This is a genomic window from Nocardia sp. NPDC004718 (assembly GCF_053601535.1).
The window spans coordinates 45,162-64,953 of sequence record NZ_JBSGCA010000004.1 but is presented as its reverse complement, the minus strand read 5'-3'; the positions used below and the strand labels follow the sequence as shown (position 1 = coordinate 64,953).

Here is a 19,792-nt window from a genome sequence, read left to right as displayed (position 1 = left end):
GCGGCGTGACGGCACGGCCATAGTCCCGGTTACTCGCCCGCGTCGGCGAAGCTCACCGCGCGAGGCCGGGAATCCACACGCCCGATCTCGGGCACTTCCTGCTCGGCTATCTCGAGCTCGTGCAGTTTGCGCGCGGTGACCATCACTCGTGACTCCACCGAGGCCACCGTGTAATTGAAAGCCTCGACAGCTCTGCCGAGTTGCGCCCCCAGCCGGTCCAGATGTTTCCCCGTCATGCCGAGCCGCTGGTACAGCTCACGGCCGAGCCGCTGCACGGTGGCCATGTCCTTGGAGAGCGCCTCCTGCCGCCAGCCGAAGGCGATGGTGCGCAGCAACGCGATCAGGGTGGACGGTGTAGCGAGGATCACATTGCGGCCGAACGCGTACTCCAGCAGCTCGGAGTCGGTGGTCAGGGCGGCGTCCAGGAACGGATCGCCGGGCACGAACAGCACCACGAATTCGGGTGCGGGGTCGAAGGCGGCCCAGTACGCCTTGTCCGACAGCTGGTCGACATGCGCGCGCAGATGTTTGGCGTGCCTGGTGAGCAGCTCGGCGCGCACGTCGGGGTCGTCGGTGCCGCATGCGTCCAGGTAGGCGGCGAACGGCACCTTGGCGTCCACCACGATGTGCCTGCCGCCCGCCAGGCGCACCACCAGATCGGGTCGCACCGTGCGGTCGTCCTCGCCGTGACCGGTGCGGCTCACCTGGGTCCGGAAATCGCAATGCCTGGTCATCCCGGCCAGCTCGACCACCCGCTCCAGCTGGATCTCGCCCCATCGTCCCCGTACTTGCGGCGCGCGCAGCGCCGCGACCAGCCGGCCGGTCTGCCCGGTGAGCTGATGCGACGTGCGCTGCATGCTCGCGACCTGTTCGCGCAGGCTCGAATACGCGGTGAGCCGCTGTCGCTCGACCTGCTGGATGTGCTCGTTCAGCGTTCCGACCGCCGCCCGCAGCGGTTCCACCAGAGCGCCGACGGCGTGCGAATGCCTCCGCGCGGCATCCTCGTTGGCCGCGGTGAGCGACTGCCGCAGCAGTCGTTCGTTGTCCGCCGCCGCGGTGAGCCGCGCCTCGGCCGCCGCCGCGCGATGCCCGTCCCGCGCGGCGCGGCCCAGCCAGCCGAGGCCGAGACCGGCGGCGAACACCAGCACGAGGGCGACGAGCATCGGTGCGGTCATAGCGGAGATGGTGCCGTACGTCACCGACAAGAACGAGCATCTGGCAACTGCTCGGCATCGCGTCGGAAACCGGCTCGGCCAGCGCGTTGCCGAAAATTTCACATAGCTGTTCGGATTCGGGCATCCGGAATCGCCCACGCCGTGGGATTCGGGAGGCCAAGAGGTGCGTGAGGTTTCGGCTCGTCGCCGAACGGGATCCGCCGACTCGACACGTCCGCTGGACACGCCGGGTTCCGGCTGGGCGAACCCGACACGGCGGGCGGGGCGATTGAAGTCTGTCGGTGCCTTGCCCTACGGTTTCGCGGCATGCGGATGCTGCACACCTCGGACTGGCACATCGGGCGCACGTTCCACGGGGTCGATCTGCTTGCCGACCAGGCTCGTTCACTGACCGCCATCGCGGAGCTGGTAGCCGAGGAATCGGTCGATGTGGTGGTGCTGCCGGGTGACGTGTACGACCGGTCGATTCCCAGCGCCGACGCGATCGCGGTGTGCAACCGGGGATTCGAGGCGATCCGCAGTGCGGGGGCCCGGATCGTAGCCACTTCGGGGAACCACGATTCGCCCGCTCGGCTGGGCGCCGGCGCGAGCTTCGCCGCCGCGGGTGGGCTGCATCTGCGCACAACCGTGGCCGACGCCGATCGGCCCGTGCTGCTGGAAGACGAGCACGGGCCGGTGGCGTTCTACGGCATCCCGTACTTGGAACCGGAGATCACCCGCGCGGAACTCGCAGTGCCGCAGGCGCGCTCGCACGCGGAGATCCTGGACGCGGCCATGGCTCGCGTACGTGCCGACATCGCGCGGCGGCCCGGGGCGCGGACGGTCGTGCTGGCGCACGCCTTCGTGGTCGGCGGGGAAGCCACCGGATCGGAACGCTCCATCTCGGTCGGCGGCGTCGAGACGGTTCCGCTGGCCGCTTTCGACGGCATCGACTACGTGGCTCTCGGCCATTTGCATTCACCGCAGACGCTCGCGGAGGCGGTGCGCTACTCCGGCTCGCCGCTGCCTTACTCGTTCGGTGAGAACGCGCATCGCAAAGCGGTCTGGATCGTCGACTTGGATGCGTCCGGCCTGCGAGCGGTGCGCCGCAGGGACCTGCCGACGGTGCGGGGCCTGAGCAAACTGACCGGCACCTTGGACGAACTGCTGAGCGGCGCCGAGTACGGTACGGCCGAGCAGCACTACGTGTCCGCGGTGCTCACCGACGTCGCCCGCCCGGTCGACGCCATGCGCAAGCTGCGCGAACGGTTCCCTTACGCGGTGCACGTCGAATGGGTACGGCCCGAGGGCAGCCCGGACCTGCGCTACCGTGAGCGGGTGCACGGCCGCCGCGACATCGAAGTAGCCCACAGCTTCCTCACCGACGTCCGCGGCGCACCCAGCTCGAGCGAGATGACGTGGCTGGAGCGGGCGCTGTCCGCCGCCGTCGCCGAACCGGAGCAGGTGGCCACCGTGGCCGCCGCCGAGGAACTGACCGCATGAGCGCCCTGCCGAGGCCGGGCGTAGGCGCGGCGGCATGAGGCTGCACAAGCTGGAGATGACCGCCTTCGGCCCGTTCGCCGCCACCACGGTCGTCGACTTCGACGCGCTCGGCGCCGACGGGCTGTTCCTGCTGCACGGCCAGACCGGCGCGGGCAAGACCACGGTGCTGGACGCCATCGCGTTCGCGCTCTACGGCCGGGTGCCCGGTGCGCGCGGGGAGAGCAAGCGTCTGCATTCCGATCACGCACCGGAGCAGACACCACCGGAGGTGGTGCTGGAGGCGACGTTGGGCGGGCGGCGACTGCGTCTGACCAGAAGCCCCGAGTTCCAGCGTCCCAAGCGGGACGGCACGGGCATGCGCACGATCAATCCGAAGGCGACGCTGGCCTGGCTGGACGGCCGGGGCGAGAACCTCTCCCGGATACCGGATATCGGCGAGGAGGTGCTGCGCCTGCTCGGCATGAGCGCCGACCAGTTCTTCCAGGTGGTGCTGCTGCCCCAGGGCGACTTCGCCCGCTTCCTGCGCGCGGACAACGAAGATCGCGAGAAGCTGCTCGAAAAACTCTTCGACACGAAGCGTTTCGGCACCGCCGAGCAGTGGCTCGCCGACAAGCGCCGCGCCGCCGAAGCGGATCTGGATGCTCGTACCGACGGCATCAAGCGGCTGATCACGCAGGTGGGCATGGCTGCGGGGGTAGCGGATTCGGTGGGTACGGGCGAATGCGTCGGGTGGTCGCAGGATCTTTTGTCCACCGCGCGCGTTGATCTGGCCACGGCCGTGGCAGAAGTCGAACGCTGCCAGGCGGAATCGGCGCGCGTCCGGGAGCAGGCCGAACAGCAGCGTCGGCTGCGCGAACTGCGTCGCCGCATGAGCGCGGCACGCGCGCAACTGGACGACTATGTGGCGGGCGCGGATCGGCGCGCCGCACTGCAAGCCGAGCTCGACCTCGCTCGCCGTGCCGCGCCGGTCGTCGCCGCCATCGACGAAGCGCGTACGGCGGTGCAATCCCAGCGCAGGCGCGAGGACGAAAAGCAGACGGCGGCAGAGCGGCTCGCAGCCCGCCTGCTGGAACCGGCGAGCGCCGAACTCGGCGGCGCCGAACTGGTCGACGGCGATCGGGTACGCGATGACGCCGACATCGACGCGGCGGTCCAGCGCTGGAGCGCGCAGATCGGCGCGCTGGACGAAGTGCGAACCGACGCCGCCACGGCCACCCGGCTCGGCGGTGAACTCGACGCCCTGCGCACCGAGGACGCGACGCTGGCCCGGCGCGTCACCGAACTCGCCGCGCGGCGCGAGGAGCTGCCCGCCGTGCTCACCGCGGCCGAGGCCAGGCTGCGCGAGGCCGCCGAAGCGGTCGCCGCCCTGCCCGGCATCACCGCGGAGACCGAACGGTTGCAGGCGGCCGCCACGGCCGCGGTCGAGCTGGCCGCCCGGCGCACCGCGCTCGATCACGCCCGCATCGAGTTCGACGCCGCCCGCGCCACGCACCTCGACGCCAAAGAACTCGTGCTGGATCTGCGTGAGCGCAGGCTGAGCGGAATGGCCGCCGAACTGGCGGGCGAGCTGGTCGACGGAAGCCCCTGCGCGGTCTGCGGTTCCGCGCAGCATCCCGCACCCGCCCAGCCGACCGACACCGCGGTGTCCAAGGACGAGGAGGAAGCCGCGGTGGCGGCCGAGCGTGCCGCGGAGGACGTCCGCGATCGCGCGCTGGCTCACATCACCGGCCTGGAGCGGGAGATCGAAGCGCTGGTCGCTCGCGGCGGCGATACCGACCGCGTCGAACTCGCCGCGGCCCTGCGCGCCGCGACCGACCGCTACGAGGACACTTCGGAACTGGCCGCCAACGCCGACGGGCTGGAAGCCGAACTCACGCGCCTGCGCGGCGACGAGGCACGCCTGCACGACGAGCTGCGCGCATCCGAGGCGCGCCGCAGCGCGGTCGCCGCCACCGTCGCCTCCGCCGAAAAGCGCCTCGGCGAGCTCACCGACCGGCTGCGGAGCGCGGCGGGCGCCGACCTGACCATCGACCGCCGCCGTGCCCGGCTCGCCGCTCTCGTCGCCGAGGCGACCGCCCTGCGCGACGCCCGCGCCGAAGCGGTGGCGGCGCGTGAGCAGGTGTCCCTGATCGCCGATCGGGTCGAAAACCTCGCCGGCGTCGCGGGTTTCGTGCCGGAAGGCGAGTATGGCGGTTCGCCGTCGGCTCCGGGCTCCGCGTCGGTCACTACTGAAGGCTCGGCTCTGTCCGGCGTTCCGGCTCAGCTCCCGGAATCCGCCGAGATGGCCGCTTCGGATTCCGTCGGCGCCGAGGAACCGGCGCCGGTCGGCACTCGAGCTCGCGACACGATGGGAGACGATGTCGCGCGCTTGACCGCCTACGCGAAAGTCGTCAACGCCGCGTCGCGTGACTCTCGGCGGCTGACCGAGATCGAAGCGGAACTTGTGGCCGCCGACCGTGCCCGTGCCGCGGCGGAAGCGGTGCTGGCGGAACCGGAGATCCGAGCGGCGTCGGAGCAGGAGCCCGGCGACCCCGCCGAGCTCGACGCACTGGTGACGGCCGCGCAGACCGCGCTCAACGCCGCTGTGGCCGCCCATGCCGAGGCGAGCAGGCGAGCGAGTCAACTCGAGGAGCTCGGCGGCCAGCTCTGGGCCGCCGTGGACCGGATCGCCCCGGCACAACGGGCGTTCGAGGAACTCGACGGTCTGGCCGACCTGGTCGCCGGGCGCGGTGCGAACAACCGCCGCATGTCCCTGCATTCCTACGTTCTGGCCGCACGCTTGGAGGAGGTCGCCCAGGCGGGATCGCTGCGGCTACGCAGAATGTCCGGCGGCCGTTACGAATTCGTTCACTCGGACAAGGCCGGGCCGCGTGGTCGCCGAGGCGGCCTCGGCCTGGACATCAGTGACGACTACACCGGAGCCATCCGCCCGGCCAAGACGCTGTCCGGTGGCGAAACCTTCATGGCCTCCCTCTCGCTGGCGCTCGGCCTGGCCGACACCGTCGCCGCCGAATCCGGTGGCCTCGTGCTGGACACTTTGTTCATCGATGAGGGATTCGGCGGCCTGGACGCCGACACCCTGGACGCCGTGATGGGCGTGCTGGACGAACTCCGCGCGGGCGGACGCGTGGTAGGCGTGGTCAGCCACGTGGACGAGATGCGCCAGCGCATCCCCAGCCGCCTGCACGTCGTACGCGGCCGCGACGGCTCCCACCTCCAGGCGACGATCGCCTGAGCGCGGACTCCGGCTGCTCGGCGATTGAGCCCTTCAGGTGGGTGTAAGTCGAGGACTGACGGTCGGCGATCAGTACGTTCCGGCCTCGCCGAACGACAGGCTGTTGCCGCCATGGGCCTGCACGCCGACGTGACGTACGCCGTTGCTGTAGGTCTCCTCCTGTTCCTGGCGGATGCCCTGCGCGGGCGAGTCGGCGAGCCGCGAGACCTCACCCCTCGTGGTCGAGCAGCCACCGTTTCACGGGCAATCCCCAGCGGAAGCCGCCGAGTGCGCCGCCGATGCGGAGGATCCGATGACAGGGCACGAAGAGGGCGGCGGCGTTGCGGGCGCAGGCGTTGGCCGCGGCGCGCGTGGCGTCGGGGCGGCCGGCGCGGGCAGCGAATTCGGTGTAGGTGAGTGGGCTGCCGGCCGGGACGGCGCGGAGCACTTCCCAGGCGTGCACGAGGAATTCCCCGGACTGCTGGCGAACGGGAATCGGGTCGATCGCGGTGAGATCGCCTTCGTGATAGGCGGTGACGGCACCGGTCACCTCGCCGAGCGAATCCCGCTGCCGCAGCAGGCCGGGCCGCAGGGCGGGATGGATCAGGCCGCGCAGGTTTTCCGCATCGGAGGTCCAACCGGACGCCAGCACCGCGCCGTCGGGGTCGACGAGCGTGGTGAACGGGCCGAGCGGTGTCTCCGTGACGGCGAACTCCGCTGTGACGGCGTGGGTGCTGCCGACGTCGGTGCGGACGGCGAAGCTGGCGTTCATGATTCGACACTGCCTTTCGTAGTGGCGAGCGCGGGGACAACGGAAGGTGTGGCGCGGCTGGTCAGTGCCGTTTTCCACAGGTGCATGGACAAGTACGACCGCCACGGCACCCAGCGCGCTGTGTCCGTCAGGTCGATGCCGAGCAGGCTCGCGCCGCGGCGGACGACCAAGTCGGTGCCGAGCAGGACGTCCGGATCGGCGAGCAGGCGCATGGTCACGTAGTCGGCCGTCCACGGCCCGACACCGTCCAGCGCGAGCAGGTCGCGGCGCAGGTCGGCGGCGGTGCGCCCTTGGTGCAGCGCCAGCTCCCCGGAGGCGAGCGCCTCGGCGGCCGCGATGATGGATCGGATGCGCCGCGCGGGTCCGGTCAAGATCTCGGCGCCGCGTTCGGCGATCACCTCCGGCGTCGGGAACAGCAGCGGGATCGGCCCGTCCACCCGTTCTCCGAGTGCCTCGACCAGTCGGGCGGTGTGCGTGGCGGCGGCGGCCACCGAGATCTGCTGCCCGATCATGGTGCGCAGCAGTAGTTCTGCCCCGTCGACGCACCCGGGCACACGGATACCGGGGGTGAACGACGGGCGACCGACGTCGACCGGGTCGATCTCGGTCAGCGCTTCGCTCTCCGGCGGTGACCCCGCCCCCGCGTCCGGCAGATATTCGGCGGCCTGCTCAGGCGGCCGTTTCGGGGGCCCGCCGTGCGCCGTGGGCCCGACACCGAGTGCTTCGTCGATGCCGACCGGGTCGGCGTCCAAGTCGAGCAGGTGCCGCAACCTGGTCACCGTCGGCGCGAGGTCGCGCATGTCGTGCAGGGACAAATCCGCGCGCACATGGTCGCGCTGGAAGCTCAACCGCGCGGTGGCGTGCCCGTGTGGCGTGCGCAGGTTCCTGGTGTAGGCGCGGTCCTCCCACAATTCCATGCCCGGCACCACGTGCGCGGACAGGAACCATTCCAGCCAGGTCCGGTCGAGCGGTTCCCGGTAGGGCAGCCGCAGCGTGAGCGAGCCGCTGCCGGACGGCACGGGACGCGCGGGGGCTCCGGTTTTCGCGCGCTGCGCTTCGAGCCGCATGGTGGTGGGGCTGACCGCGAACACCTCGCGCACCGTGTCGTTGAACTGGCGGATCGAGGCGAAACCCGCCGCGAACGCGATGTCGGACATGGGCATCGCGGTGGTCTGGATGAGCAGCCGCGCCGTGTGCGCCCGGTGCGCCCTGGCCAGCGCCAGCGGCCCCGCGCCCAGTTCGGTGGTCAGTACCCGGGTGAGCTGCCGCTGGGAATAGCCGAGCGTGGCGGCCAGCCCCGGTACCCCGGCCCGCTCGACCACGCCGTCTCCGATCAGCCGCATCGCCCGCGCGGCCAGATCCGCCCTCGTGTTCCACAGCGGCGAGCCGGGCGCCGCGTCCGGCAGGCAGCGGCGGCAGGCGCGGTAACCCGCCTGCTGCGCCGCGGCGGCGGTCGGCAGGAACGACACGTTGGCCCGCTTCGGCGTGATCGCCGGACAAGAAGGACGGCAATAGATTCCGGTGGTTCGCACCGCGGTGAAGAATTGCCCGTCGAATCGCGAGTCCCGGGTCGACACCGCCCGGTAGCAACGTTCGAAATCCAATGCCGTGATCGTCACGCACACCACAATGGCAGCTGTGGCGAACCCGTGCTAGCGGGAATCGGCCACCATCGCTGGGGGTAGCCGCGACCTCGCACGACGACCATGAGATCGCACAGCCGTTGCCCGATCAACAGTTGTGGCAACTACCGAATCGGCATGTGGTGACGCGCGCCGAAAATCTTTTCGGTCAGCAGCACCGGTTGGCCGGATTGCGATCGGCCTCGGCATGCCGCTGCCGCCAGTACTCCCGCTCGGTCGGGATGGCGCAGCCGGGATGGCTGCGCCGCAGGTGCTCCACGTAACGCTGGTAGTCCTGCCCACCCAGGATCGAGTCGAACCACCAGACGCCCGCTCGGACGCCGTCGCCGCAGGCGCGGGCCGCGGCGCGCAGCAGGGCGCCGACCGGTCGCGCGGACCGATCGGCGCCCTGCTTCGCGGCGTCGCTCATTGCGCGTGTACGTGTGCCGCGCCGGAGGCGCGCGCCTTCCCGGTCGCGATCAACTCGTCCCACTCCTTCTGGACTTCCTTCTCCGCAGCGGTGACGAGGAATCCGCTGGGCGCGAAGATCTTCGACGGCTGTTCGGGCGTCTCGGTGGTCGTCGTCTCCCCGGAGCGCCAGGCGCGGAAGGCCACCAGCGCGCCCACCACCGTCACGATCAGTACCAGCACAGCGAAGATGATCGACAATGTGCCCTGGATGAAGGTGTTGCGCACGATCGCGTTCATGTCGTCCTGGGTCTTCGCCGTCAGGCACAGCTTCCCGGCTTCCTGCGCGGCTCGGCAGATGCTGTGCTGCTTCCAGTAACCGAGCTTCGGATCGGCGGAGAAGATCTTCTGCCACGACGCCGTCATCGTCACCAAGAGATCCCAGACCAGCGGAATCGCCGGAATCCAGGCCCATTTCGCGAGGCCCTTCTTCACCACGATCACCAGCACGACGGTCAACGCGATGGCGGCGAGCAATTGATTGGCGATGCCGAACAGCGGGAACAGTGTGTTGATGCCGCCGAGCGGATCGGTGACACCCATCAGCAGGATCGAGCCCCACGCGCCGACCACGACGGCCGAGCACAGCCACGCGCCCACCCGCCAGGACGGATCACGGAACTTCTTCGCCACACCGCCGAAGTTGCCCAGCGCGTCCGACAGCATGAACCGGGCCACCCGGGTGCCCGCGTCGATCGTGGTGAGGATGAACAGCGCCTCGAACATGATCGCGAAGTGGTACCAGAACGACTTCATGCTCGCCCCGCCGAGGAATTGGTGGAACACCTCGGAGATGCCGACCGCCAGCGTCGGCGCGCCACCCGTGCGGGAGATGATCGACGATTCGCCGACATCGCTCGCGGCCTGGCTCAGCTCCGCCGGAGTGATCGCCGGACCGCTGAGCCCGAGGCCATTGGTGTAGGCCGCGGCCTTCTCCGCGGTGCCGCCGGTGAGACCGAGCGGCGCGTTCATCGCGAAGTACAGGTGCTGGTCGATGATCGAGGCGGTGATGATCGCCATGACCGCGACGAACGACTCCATCAGCATGCCGCCGTAGCCGATCATCCGCGCGTGCGATTCCTTCTCCAGCAGCTTCGGCGTGGTGCCGGAGGAAACGAGCGCGTGGAAGCCGCTCAGCGCGCCGCAGGCGATGGTGATGAACAGGAACGGGAACAGCGAGCCCGCGAAAGCCGGTCCGGTACCGCTGGACGCGAACGAAGAGACGGCGGGCGCGTGCAGCACCGGCAGCGTGACCAGGATGCCGACCGCGAGCAACACGATGGTGCCCACCTTCATGAACGTCGACAGGTAGTCGCGCGGGGCCAGCAGCAGCCACACCGGAAGCACCGAGGCGACGAAACCGTAGGCGATCAGCAGCCAGGAGATGGTCACCGGCGAGAGCGTGAACCAGTCCGCGCCCCACTCGGTTTCCGACACCCAGCCGCCGCCGACGATGGCGAGCAGCAACATGGCGAACCCGATCACGGAGACCTCGCCGACCTTGCCCGGCCGCAGGAACCGCAGATACACACCCATGAACAGCGCGATCGGAATGGTCATGCCGATCGAGAACACGCCCCACGGGCTGTGCGCGAGCGCGTTGACCACCACCAGCGCGAGCACCGCCAGCAGGATCATCATGATCACCAGGACACCTACGATGGCCGACCAGCCGCCGATCACGCCCAGTTCGTCGCGGGCCATCTGCCCAAGGCTGCGCCCGCGCCGCTTCATCGAGACCCACAGCACCAGGTAGTCCTGCACCGCGCCGGCCAGCACCACGCCGACCACGATCCAGATGGTCCCCGGCAGGTAGCCCATCTGCGCGGCCAGCACCGGACCGACCAGCGGCCCCGCGCCCGCGATGGCGGCGAAGTGGTGCCCGTAGAGCACCCGCCGGTCCATCGGCATGTAGTCCTTGCCGTTCTCCAGGATTTCGGCAGGTGTGGCCAGGTCGTCGCGTGGTTTGACGATCTTGCGTTCGATGAACCTGGCGTAGAACCGGTACGCGATGATGTAGGTGCACACCGCCGCGATCACGATCCACACCGCGTTCACCGATTCGCCGCGTGAGATGGCGAGCACCGCCCACGCTATGGCGCCGAGTGCGGCGATCCCCGCGAAGATCAATTTCTTGGCCGGTGTGATCGGGGACTTGTCGACCACGCCGACGGGCGGCAGATCGGGATCGGTCCGCAGATATTCGATTGTCGCCATCTGCCTTCTCTCCTGTAAAACGCGCAGGATCTTGCTCAAACACGTGACAACGTAACCGATCGATGATCGCCGTCGTGCCGATTCCGGACGTCGGACGCGCACCGTGAAATATTGTTCATGTGTCGGCCGTCACCATGTGATTGCCGAACGTATGCTGCCATGCCGTTCGAGAAGCTCCACATCCGCCCTGGAGGAGGGCTGTGTTGCGTGCGAATCCCGTCGCCAGGGTCCGTCGCCGGACGCTGCTCGGGTCGGCGCTGGCCGCGCCACTGCTGGCGAGCGGCGGCTGCGGCTCCGATGACGACGCGTTGACCTTCTTCTTCCAGGCCAGGCCGGAAGAGGCCAGGGTCCGGCTGACGATCATCGACGAGTTCCGGAAGCTGCATCCCGATATCAGGATTCGCACCATCATGTCGGGTCCGGACCCGCTGCAACAGATGCTCACCTACTGCGCGGGCGGCAAATGCCCGGACGTGCTGATGGCGTGGGAGCTGACCTATTCGGGGCTGGCCGAGCGCGGGGTACTGCTGGATCTGAACACCCTGCTCGACCGCGATCCGCGGTACGCCACGCAGCTGCGCGCCGACAGCTATTCGGCGCTGTACGACACCTTCACCTACGCGGGCGGACAGTACGCCCTACCCGAACAGTGGTCCGGGGTGTTCCTGTACTACAACCGGGAGCTGTTCGACGGAGCCGGGATCACTCCGCCCGCGCGCTGGCGCGACGCCTGGTCGTTCGATGAGTTCCTGGCCGCTGCCGAGGCGTTGACCAGGCATGACTCGTCTCGCACCCGGTGGGGGTTCGCCGACGCCTGGGTGCCGTACTTCTCGGCGGCCTGTTTCGGTATGAACAACGGCGCCGAATGGTTCTCGCCCTCGGTGCGTCCGACCAGGACCAACCTCGGCGATCCGCGGTTCGCCGAGGGATTCCAGTTCTACGCCGACCTCGCCGTACGCCACCGCGTGGCGCCGAAAGCCGCCGACACGCTTTCCGTCTCGGCCCCCGACCTGTTCCGCCGGGGCCGGGCCGCGATGGCGCTGGGCGGGCATTGGCTGTATTCCGAATTCGCCGGACACGACGATCTCCCGATCGACATCACGGTGCTGCCGGTGGGCCCGCACGGCGGTCCAGGCGCCATCACCGACGTCGGCAGCACGGGCCTGGCCATCGCCGCGGGCAGCCCGCGTATCGAACAGGCCTGGGAATTCGTCAAATTCGCTACCGGACCGGTGGGTCAGGCGATCATCGCCGCGTCCGGGCTGTTCGTCCCCGTGCTCCAGTCGGCGATGAACTCACCGGGGTTCGCCGCCGCGCACCGGGAGATCCGCAATCTCGAGGTGTTCACCGCCGGTCCGGCCAATTCCCGCCCGCTGCCGATCACCCCCGCTTGGGGGAAGGTGTCCGCCCTGCTCGAACGCGGCTCCAACCGAGTGCTGCGCGGCGCCGCCACCGCCGCCTCGTTGGACGGCCGTTTCGCCTCCGACGTCGACGCGCTGCTGGAGACGCCATGATGGCAGCGCGGCGATCGCAAACGTCGGGCAAAGCGGGCGTCGCCTCCCGATTGGCGCGGCGGCGCGAGCGGGCCGGTTGGGCATTCGTCGCGCCCAACGTGGTGGCCGTCGCGGTTTTCTTGTTGTTCCCGTTGGTTTTTTCGCTCTATCTGAGTTTTCATTCGTGGGACCTGTTCAGTCCCATGCGATTTGTCGGTGTGGACAACTACCGGCGGCTGTTCACCTCGGACCCGTTGTTTCTCATCGCATTACGCAATACGGCCGTTTTCACGCTGCTGACCTTGGTGCCCACAGTGCTGATCGGACTTGCCGTCGCCGCCGCGCTGAATCGAAAACTGTTCGGCGTAAGTGTATTTCGCACCATCGCTTTTCTGCCGTTGGTCGCCTCGGCGGTCGCCATGGCCGTGGTGTGGCGGTTCCTGTTCACCGACGACGGGCTGCTCAACGTCGCGCTCGGCTGGATCGGCATCGACGCGGTGCCCTGGCTGACCGACCCCGACTGGGCGCTGGTCTCGCTCAGCGTCGTCACCGTGTGGAAGAGTGTGCCGTTCGCGACGGTCATCCTGCTCGCCGCCATGCAGGGCGTACCGGAGACGCTCTACGAGGCCGCCAAGATCGACGGAGCGGGGGCACTGCGGCGATTCTTCGCGATCACCGTGCCGCTGATCCGGGGGCCGCTGTCGTTCGTCCTCATCATCACGATCATCAATTCGGTGCAGGCGTTCGACCAGGCATACGCGCTGACCGGCGGCAACGGGGGGCCGGAGACGGGTACGTACCTGCTGGGGATCATGCTGTTCCAGAACGCGTTCGGCTTCTACGAGGTCGGGTACGCCTGCGCGCTCGCCTGGGTGATCTTCGCGATCCTGTTCCTGCTGACACTGGTGCAACTGCGGATGGCCCGGCGGTCGGAGGTGGAACAGTGAACACCTACGAGGCGGTACGGCGCGCGCTGCCGGTCCGACGCGACCGCGCGTTCGTCGCGGTCGGCCGCGTCGACCGGGCGATCGTGCGGCGAGTGGTGCGCGGGACCGCGATATACGCGGTGCTGGTCGGCATCGCGTGGTGCGCGCTGCTGCCGATCCTGTGGGCGGTGTCGGGCTCGCTGAAGCGGGACGGCGAGATCGCCGACGCGGCGCTCCTTCCGCAGCGGCCGCAGTGGTCGAACTACGGGAAGGTCTTCGATCTGCTGCCGATGGGGCGGATGCTGCTCAACACCACCATCTACGCGTTGTGCGTCACGGCGGGGCAGGTCTTCTTCTGCTCGTTGGCCGGTTATGCCTTCGCGCGTCTGCGTTTTCGTGGGCGCGACATGCTGTTCCTCGCCTACCTCGCGACGCTGATGGTGCCGTTGACCGTGACGGTGATCCCGCAGTTCCTGCTGATGCGGGCATTCGGCTGGGTGGACACCCCGTGGGCGATGATCGTGCCCGGCCTGTTCGGGAGTGCGTTCGGCACGTATCTGATGCGGCAGTTCTTCCGCACGCTGCCCGAGGAGCTCGAGGAGGCCGCCATCCTCGACGGCTGTTCCACCTGGCAGGTGTACTGGCGGGTGCTGCTGCCGCACACCCGTCCGGCCCTGATGGTGCTCGCCGTGCTCACCTGGATCACCGTGTGGAACGACTTCCTCTGGCCGCTGGTCATGATCCAGCGCGACGCCGTCGCCACCGCGACCCTGGGACTGGTCCGGCTGCAAGGGCAGTACTACACCCAGTGGCCCATCCTCATGGCCGCCGCGGTCGTCATCTTGCTCCCACTGCTGCTTATTTACGCGATAGCCCAGCGCGCGTTCATCCGCGGCATCGCGATGTCGGGGCTCGGCGGGCGCTGAGCGGGTCCGCTCGACCGGCCTGGTTCGCGCGCCTTTCTGGTTGCCGGTGCTCTTCGGCGACGGCCCGCGCGTTGGTGTGGGCGTTGTCGGGCTCGGCGCGCGCCGACTGATCGCTTTCGGGTTCCCGGGGCCCGGGTGGAAGGCGGATTCGCTTACCTGCTCAGGTTCTCGATGAGCGCCCAGCGCGCTCGTCCGCGTCCTCGCGTTCTCGGGTGCGTCGCTGTCTGGTGTTCACCCGTCCGGACGTGGCGGGCGAACGAACGTCCTCATCGGTGCGGTGCGGTGCGGTGCGGTGCGGTGCCGCGGCCGGGCGGAAGTCGTCGCCGGGCCGCGGCTGCGTTCTGCGAGGAGGCCTCGTCCCCAAGCCGATCAAGCGCCCCAGTAGGTGCCGAAGCTCCAGAGATTGCCCTCCGGGTCGCGGACCGTGAAGCCGCGTGAGCCGTAGTCCTCGTCGCGCAGGCCACGGACCACTTCGGCGCCCGCGGCGGTGGCGCGGGCGAACAGCGCGTCGGGCTCCTCGCAGACGAGATAGACCGAGTTGGTGCCGGTCGGGCGGGTGCTGAACGGGCTGTCGTCCTTACCTGCCGAGCCGAACATGACACCGCCGCCCAGCGGCCAGCGCAGTTCCGCGTGCTCGACGATCGATGGGTCGTCCTCGCGGGCGTAGAGCGCCGCCTCCCGGAAGCCGAACGCCTCGATCAGGAAGGCGGCCATCGCGCGGGCATCGCGGAAAATGAGCGTGGGCCAGACGGCGGTGCGGGTGCTGATTTCTGTCGGATTCGTCATGGCTTCATCGTCATCCGGCGGACTCGTCCGCGGCTTGGACGGATGGAATCTCCTCGGCCAGCCACGCGGTCGGGCTGGTTCCGGCGAGGTCGGCGAAGTCCCGATCCAGATGAGCCTGGTCGTAATACCCGCACGTGGCGGCCACCTGGGCGATGGTGACGTAGGAGGGCGTGTGCGCCAGCATCCGGCGCGCCCGTTCGAAACGCGTGATCCGGGCCGCGAGTTTCGGGCTCAGGCCGAACTCGCGATTGAACCGGCGCGTCAGATGCTGTCTGGTCCACCCGACCTCCGCGGCGAGCGAGCCGACCGCGATTCCGCCGCCGGAACCGACCACCGCGCGCCATGCCCAGGTGAGTTCGGGACCGACCGCACGGACCGGATCGGCCAGCGCCGAGAGCACCCGATCGCAGACACCGAAACGCTCCGGCCAGCTCGGCGCGTACTGCAATCGCTCCCACAACTCCGATCCGACAGGTCCGACGACGTCGGCGAATTCGACCGACGTGTCCCACAGCGCCGCCGCGGGCATGCCGAACAAGGTGCGGCAACCCAGCGGCGTGAGTGACACGGCCACACCTTCCTGACGACCGTCATGCGCGATCAGCGCCGTGCTCGCTTGCAGGCCGCTCAGCACACACCGATAGTTCCGGGGCGACTGCCGTGGATCCGTCTGCTCGACGACGTCGATCGTGGGCCCGATCGCGACGATGAAAGTCATGTGCCGCGACGGCAACCCCCGATGCATCCCCGCCGCGAACCCGGACATGCGATAACCGACGTACCGGTCGATGAACGAGGCGAGCGTGAGTGCCGGACGCGCCGTCACCACCTCGGAGGTCGGCTCCATGCGGTCACGCTACGCCGGGGGACCGACAGGAGTGCCTCGAGAGTTGAGGTGCGCGGACGATCGTCCAGTCCAGCGCCGAATCACGGACGACGTGCTCCGCCGCGGACGTGCCGGCCAGGCCGTGCCGCAACAGCGGGCACAGGATCAGCGGCTTCACCACGAAGCGGGGAACCGATCGTCGCCGGGTGCGGCGACTCGGGCGCTGTTGCTGACGATGACCATCCGCGCGAGGTCCGCGATAGCCATCGCCTCGACGATGGACCGCACGGCATCGGCGCGGACCCAACGCTCCGGCTGCTCTCCGCTGGTCTCGACCAGCGGTGAGATGTACCACTACAGCGTGTAGTGGACTGTGATCACCACCCGCGATCCGGTTACCGTTGCGCCTCCTGACGATTTCTGGAGGTGTGATGCGGCGGGTGCAGTACGAGCGCAGCGGTGGTCCCGAGGTGCTCGAGCTCGTCTCGGTCGAAGTCCCGACACCAGGGCCGGGTGAGCTTCTGGTCCGTGTCGAGGCGGTCGGGGTGACCCTGCCGGTGGTGCGGAAGGTACGTGAGCAGCGCGAACCGATCGCGTTGGGAGGCGAGGTCGCGGGCGAGGTGGTCGCGGTGGGCGAGGGCGTCGACCGATACGCGCCCGGCTACCGCGTGACCGGCCTGGTGTTCGGACACGGCTACGCCGACTACGCCCTGCTGTCGGCGGCCATGGCGTCGCCGATTCCGGACGGTGCGTCGGCGGTGGACGCGGTCGCGCTGGTGCGCAGCGGCCTGGTGGCGCTCGGTGCGCTCAGTGCCGCGTCGCCCCGGGAAGGGGAGTCTGCCCTGATCACCGCCGCCGCGAGCGGCGTCGGCCACCTCGCGGTCCAGTTGGCGCGGGTCCGTGGCGCGGCGCGGGTGGTCGGCGCGGTGTCGGATCTGGCGAAGTCGGAGTTCGTGCGGGAACTCGGAGCCGACGACGTGGTCGAGTACGGCCAAGAGTCCTGGGGCGCTCCCGCCGACTACGTGCTCGACGCCGTCGGCGGCAATCTGCTCTCACCCGCGATCGCGGCGCTGGCCCCCGGCGGCCGGTTGGTCGCCTACAGTTCCGGCGGCGGCACCATCCAGGCCTACGACCTGCTCGTCGGCGCGAAATCCGTCATCGGCTTCCAGATGGCCCGCATAGCGCGAACCCAACCGGACACCTACGACCACTGGCGCCAGGAACTCTGGCAGTACTTCGCCTCCGGCCAACTACGCCCCGCCGTGCACGCCGAGTATCCCCTCGAAGAAGCCGCCACCGCCCACGCCGTCATCGAAGCCCACGCCAACCTCGGCAAAGTCGTCCTCATCCCCTGAGACGGCCGCGAGTGGCACATGGTTGCGGCATTTCGCGACTTGGGTTCAAGGGTTGGGTGCAACACCGGGTAGTGGGAAGGGTGTTGTGTGGCTCAGTGTGGGTGGTCGCGGTCGGTGCGGGAGGCGTTTTGGGTTTTGGTTGGCGGGGGTGTTGGTACTAGCGATGCTGGTGTGCGGGTTGGTGCGTCAAGTGGGACGGGGTGGCGGTGGTTCGCCGAGACCGGTGGGGTGAGGCCGTGTCCGCCTGGTGTGAGGAGGGCGGGTCCGCGGCCGCGGTTGAGTTTCGCCGAGCGGGAAGAGATCGCGGTCGGTGTCGCGGCGGGTGAGTCGATCCGCGCGATCGCGCGTCGGTTGGGTCGGGCGCCTTCGACGGTGTGGCGGGAGATTCGTGCGGGTGGCACCAGGAGCAGGAGTGATTCGGCGGGGCGGGCACGGTACCGGCGTAAGCACCGTTTCGGGGCCGCCCAAGACGGGCGCGCACTATCGAGCCACGCTCGCCCAAGCCCGCGCCGAGGCCCGCGCGCGACGGTCACGGCCGGGCAAGCTGGCCGGTAACCAGACACTGCTGGCACAGGTGCAAGATCTGCTGACTCGCCGCTGCAGTCCTGAGCAGATCACCGGCCGGCTGTGTGTGGAGTTTCCCGGCCGCCCGGAGATGCAGGTGTCCCACGAAACCATCTACAAAGCCCTGTATCTGCAAGGCCGCGGCGCGTTGCGCCGCGGCCTTGCCACCTACCTGCGCACCGGCTGGGCGCTGCGCAAACCCCGCGCGAGCGTCGAGCGACGCGGTCGCCGCCCGGCATCCTCAGCATCAGCCAGCGTCCCGCCGAGGCCGAAGACCGCGCCGTGCCCGGGCATTGGGAAGGTGACCTGATCATCGGCGCCAACCAAGCCAGCGCGATCGGAACTCTGGTCGAACGCCGCTCGGGATTCGTGATCCTGCTGCACCTGCCCGCCGACCACACCGCGGAATCCGTCGCCGCGGCAACCATCACGAAGATGTCGCAACTGCCCGCGATCCTGCGGCGCACCCTGACCTGGGACCAGGGCAGCGAAATGGCGCAGCACGCCACCATCACCACCGCCACCGGCCTGCAGGTCTACTTCTGCGACCCCCACTCACCCTGGCAACGCGGCACCAACGAGAACATCAACGGCCTCCTGCGCCAATACTTCCCCAAAGGCACCGACCTCTCGGTCTTCCCCGCAGGCTACCTCGACTACGTCGCCACCGAACTCAACACCCGACCCCGCAAACGCCACGGCTACCACACACCCGCCGAAATCTTCAGTGACATACTCACCGAAACAGACACTGTTGCATCCACCGCCTGAATCCACCCGAGAAGCCGTCTCCACCATGTGCCACTCGCGGGGGAGTGGGGTTGGGGTGCCGCGTAGACTCTGTTCCTCGTGAGTCTCACCTTGGGAATTGTCGGTCTGCCGAACGTCGGGAAGTCGACGCTGTTCAATGCGTTGACGAAGAATGACGTGCTCGCCGCGAACTACCCGTTCGCGACCATGGAGCCGAACGTCGGCGTGGTTCCGCTGCCCGATCCGAGGCTGAACAAGCTGGCCGAGATCTTCTCCTCCGAGCGGATCGTGCCCGCCACCGTGTCGTTCGTCGACATCGCGGGCATCGTGAAGGGCGCTTCCGAGGGCGCGGGCCTGGGTAACAAATTCCTCGCCAACATCCGTGAGGCCGACGCCATCTGCCAAGTGGTGCGGGTGTTCGCCGACGACGACGTGGTGCACGTCGACGGCCGCGTCGACCCGGGCGCCGACATCGAGGTGATCGAGACCGAGCTCATCCTGGCCGACCTGCAGACCCTGGAGAAGGCGGTCGTGCGCCTGGAGAAGGAAGCCAAGGTCAAGAAGGACCGCAAGCCGGTCGCCGACGCCGCCAAGGCCGCGCAGGAGATCCTCAACGGCGGCACCACCCTGTTCGCCGCGGCCGGCAAGGTGGACACCGAGCTGCTGAAAGAGCTCTCGCTGCTCACCACCAAGCCCTTCCTCTACGTCTTCAACGCCGACGAGTCGGTGCTCACCGACGAGGCGAAGGTCGCCGAGCTGAAAGCCTCCGTCGCCCCCGCCGACGCCGTCTTCCTCGACGCCAAGGTGGAAGCCGAACTGCTCGAACTCGACGAGGAATCCGCCATCGAACTCCTCGAATCCATCGGCCAGACCGAACCCGGCCTGCACGCCCTTGCCCGCGCCGGCTTCCACACCCTCGGCCTGCAGACCTACCTCACCGCAGGGCCGAAAGAAGCCCGCGCCTGGACCATCCACCAGGGCGACACCGCCCCGAAGGCCGCAGGCGTCATCCACACCGACTTCGAACGCGGCTTCATCAAGGCCGAAGTCGTCGCCTTCGACGACCTCGTCGAAGCGGGCTCCATGGCCGCCGCCAAGGCCGCGGGCAAGGTCCGCATGGAAGGCAAGGACTACGTCATGGCCGACGGCGACGTGGTTGAGTTCCGTAGCGGATTAGCGTCTGGAAGTAAGAAGTAATCGGTCGCGTACCAGGAAG

At 68.9% G+C, this 19,792-nt stretch carries 14 protein-coding genes and 1 pseudogene; 8 read left to right on the top strand and 7 right to left on the bottom strand.

The features are described from left to right. Positions 1-29 precede the first annotated feature (29 nt). The gene (locus ACWEH3_RS04900; protein WP_450015800.1) at positions 30-1,175 is read right to left on the bottom strand and encodes a DNA recombination protein RmuC; all 1,146 of its coding nucleotides are present in this window, start codon (positions 1,173-1,175) and stop codon (positions 30-32) included. Between the two features lie 306 nt (positions 1,176-1,481). On the opposite strand from ACWEH3_RS04900, the gene ACWEH3_RS04895 reads away from it, so the two are divergent. Then, the gene (locus ACWEH3_RS04895; protein WP_450015802.1) at positions 1,482-2,657 is read left to right on the top strand and encodes an exonuclease SbcCD subunit D; all 1,176 of its coding nucleotides are present in this window, start codon (positions 1,482-1,484) and stop codon (positions 2,655-2,657) included. Between the two features lie 34 nt (positions 2,658-2,691). Then, positions 2,692-5,892 (top strand): AAA family ATPase, encoded by a 3,201-nt coding sequence (locus tag ACWEH3_RS04890; RefSeq protein ID WP_450015804.1) that lies wholly within the window; start codon positions 2,692-2,694, stop codon positions 5,890-5,892. Between the two features lie 208 nt (positions 5,893-6,100). On the opposite strand, the gene ACWEH3_RS04885 is transcribed toward ACWEH3_RS04890, so the two are convergent. The 4 genes from ACWEH3_RS04885 to ACWEH3_RS04870 form a co-directional block, all read right to left on the bottom strand. Further along, positions 6,101-6,643, bottom strand: coding sequence for a methylated-DNA--[protein]-cysteine S-methyltransferase (locus ACWEH3_RS04885; protein ID WP_450015806.1), 543 nt, complete (start codon positions 6,641-6,643; stop codon positions 6,101-6,103). Continuing rightward, positions 6,640-8,262 (bottom strand): DNA-3-methyladenine glycosylase 2 family protein, encoded by a 1,623-nt coding sequence (locus ACWEH3_RS04880; protein WP_450015808.1) that lies wholly within the window; start codon positions 8,260-8,262, stop codon positions 6,640-6,642. Before ACWEH3_RS04880 ends, ACWEH3_RS04885 begins: the two co-directional genes overlap by 4 nt. 172 nt (positions 8,263-8,434) lie before the next feature. Then, positions 8,435-8,638, bottom strand: a complete 204-nt coding sequence (locus ACWEH3_RS04875; protein WP_379255412.1) for a YbdD/YjiX family protein — start codon at positions 8,636-8,638, stop codon at positions 8,435-8,437. A gap of 53 nt (positions 8,639-8,691) precedes the next feature. Next, entirely contained in the window at positions 8,692-10,950 is a 2,259-nt protein-coding gene (locus ACWEH3_RS04870) for a carbon starvation CstA family protein (RefSeq protein WP_450015810.1), read from the bottom strand. Positions 10,951-11,153: 203 nt separating this feature from the next. Here ACWEH3_RS04870 and ACWEH3_RS04865 point away from each other — a divergent pair, with 203 nt between their 5' ends. The 3 genes from ACWEH3_RS04865 (at position 11,154) to ACWEH3_RS04855 (ending at position 14,295) form a co-directional block, all read left to right on the top strand. Next, positions 11,154-12,464 carry an ABC transporter substrate-binding protein gene (locus tag ACWEH3_RS04865; protein WP_450015812.1) on the top strand — a complete coding sequence of 437 codons (1,311 nt, stop codon included), beginning with the start codon at positions 11,154-11,156 and terminating at the stop codon, positions 12,462-12,464. A gap of 50 nt (positions 12,465-12,514) precedes the next feature. Next, positions 12,515-13,390, top strand: a complete 876-nt coding sequence (locus ACWEH3_RS04860) for a carbohydrate ABC transporter permease (protein ID WP_450015831.1) — start codon at positions 12,515-12,517, stop codon at positions 13,388-13,390. A gap of 80 nt (positions 13,391-13,470) precedes the next feature. Beyond that, positions 13,471-14,295, top strand: a complete 825-nt coding sequence (locus ACWEH3_RS04855; protein WP_450015833.1) for a carbohydrate ABC transporter permease — start codon at positions 13,471-13,473, stop codon at positions 14,293-14,295. 369 nt (positions 14,296-14,664) lie between these two features. Here ACWEH3_RS04855 and ACWEH3_RS04850 read toward each other — a convergent pair whose 3' ends face one another. Then, positions 14,665-15,081, bottom strand: a complete 417-nt coding sequence (locus ACWEH3_RS04850; protein ID WP_450015814.1) for a VOC family protein — start codon at positions 15,079-15,081, stop codon at positions 14,665-14,667. Positions 15,082-15,091: 10 nt separating this feature from the next. Beyond that, entirely contained in the window at positions 15,092-15,928 is an 837-nt protein-coding gene (locus ACWEH3_RS04845; protein ID WP_450015816.1) for a helix-turn-helix domain-containing protein, read from the bottom strand. A gap of 410 nt (positions 15,929-16,338) precedes the next feature. On the opposite strand from ACWEH3_RS04845, the gene ACWEH3_RS04840 reads away from it, so the two are divergent. The 3 genes and pseudogenes from ACWEH3_RS04840 (at position 16,339) to ychF (ending at position 19,773) form a co-directional block, all read left to right on the top strand. Beyond that, positions 16,339-17,262, top strand: a complete 924-nt coding sequence (locus ACWEH3_RS04840) for a quinone oxidoreductase family protein (RefSeq protein ID WP_450015818.1) — start codon at positions 16,339-16,341, stop codon at positions 17,260-17,262. A gap of 135 nt (positions 17,263-17,397) precedes the next feature. Then, positions 17,398-18,597, top strand: a pseudogene (locus tag ACWEH3_RS04835) (IS30 family transposase). Positions 18,598-18,675: 78 nt separating this feature from the next. Next, positions 18,676-19,773 carry a redox-regulated ATPase YchF gene (ychF, locus tag ACWEH3_RS04830; protein WP_450022516.1) on the top strand — a complete coding sequence of 366 codons (1,098 nt, stop codon included), beginning with the start codon at positions 18,676-18,678 and terminating at the stop codon, positions 19,771-19,773. The last annotated feature ends 19 nt before the right edge of the window (positions 19,774-19,792 follow it).

Excerpts from the sequence above, each read along its gene's own strand:
- ACWEH3_RS04900 (WP_450015800.1), bottom strand. The coding sequence starts at position 1,175 with ATGACCGCACCGATGCTCGTCGCCCTCGTGCTGGTGTTCGCCGCCGGT.
- ACWEH3_RS04895 (WP_450015802.1), top strand. The coding sequence starts at position 1,482 with ATGCGGATGCTGCACACCTCGGACTGGCACATCGGGCGCACGTTCCAC.
- ACWEH3_RS04890 (WP_450015804.1), top strand. The coding sequence starts at position 2,692 with ATGAGGCTGCACAAGCTGGAGATGACCGCCTTCGGCCCGTTCGCCGCC.
- ACWEH3_RS04885 (WP_450015806.1), bottom strand. The coding sequence starts at position 6,643 with ATGAACGCCAGCTTCGCCGTCCGCACCGACGTCGGCAGCACCCACGCC.
- ACWEH3_RS04870 (WP_450015810.1), bottom strand. The coding sequence starts at position 10,950 with ATGGCGACAATCGAATATCTGCGGACCGATCCCGATCTGCCGCCCGTC.
- ACWEH3_RS04850 (WP_450015814.1), bottom strand. The coding sequence starts at position 15,081 with ATGACGAATCCGACAGAAATCAGCACCCGCACCGCCGTCTGGCCCACG.
- ACWEH3_RS04845 (WP_450015816.1), bottom strand. The coding sequence starts at position 15,928 with ATGGAGCCGACCTCCGAGGTGGTGACGGCGCGTCCGGCACTCACGCTC.
- ACWEH3_RS04840 (WP_450015818.1), top strand. The coding sequence starts at position 16,339 with ATGCGGCGGGTGCAGTACGAGCGCAGCGGTGGTCCCGAGGTGCTCGAG.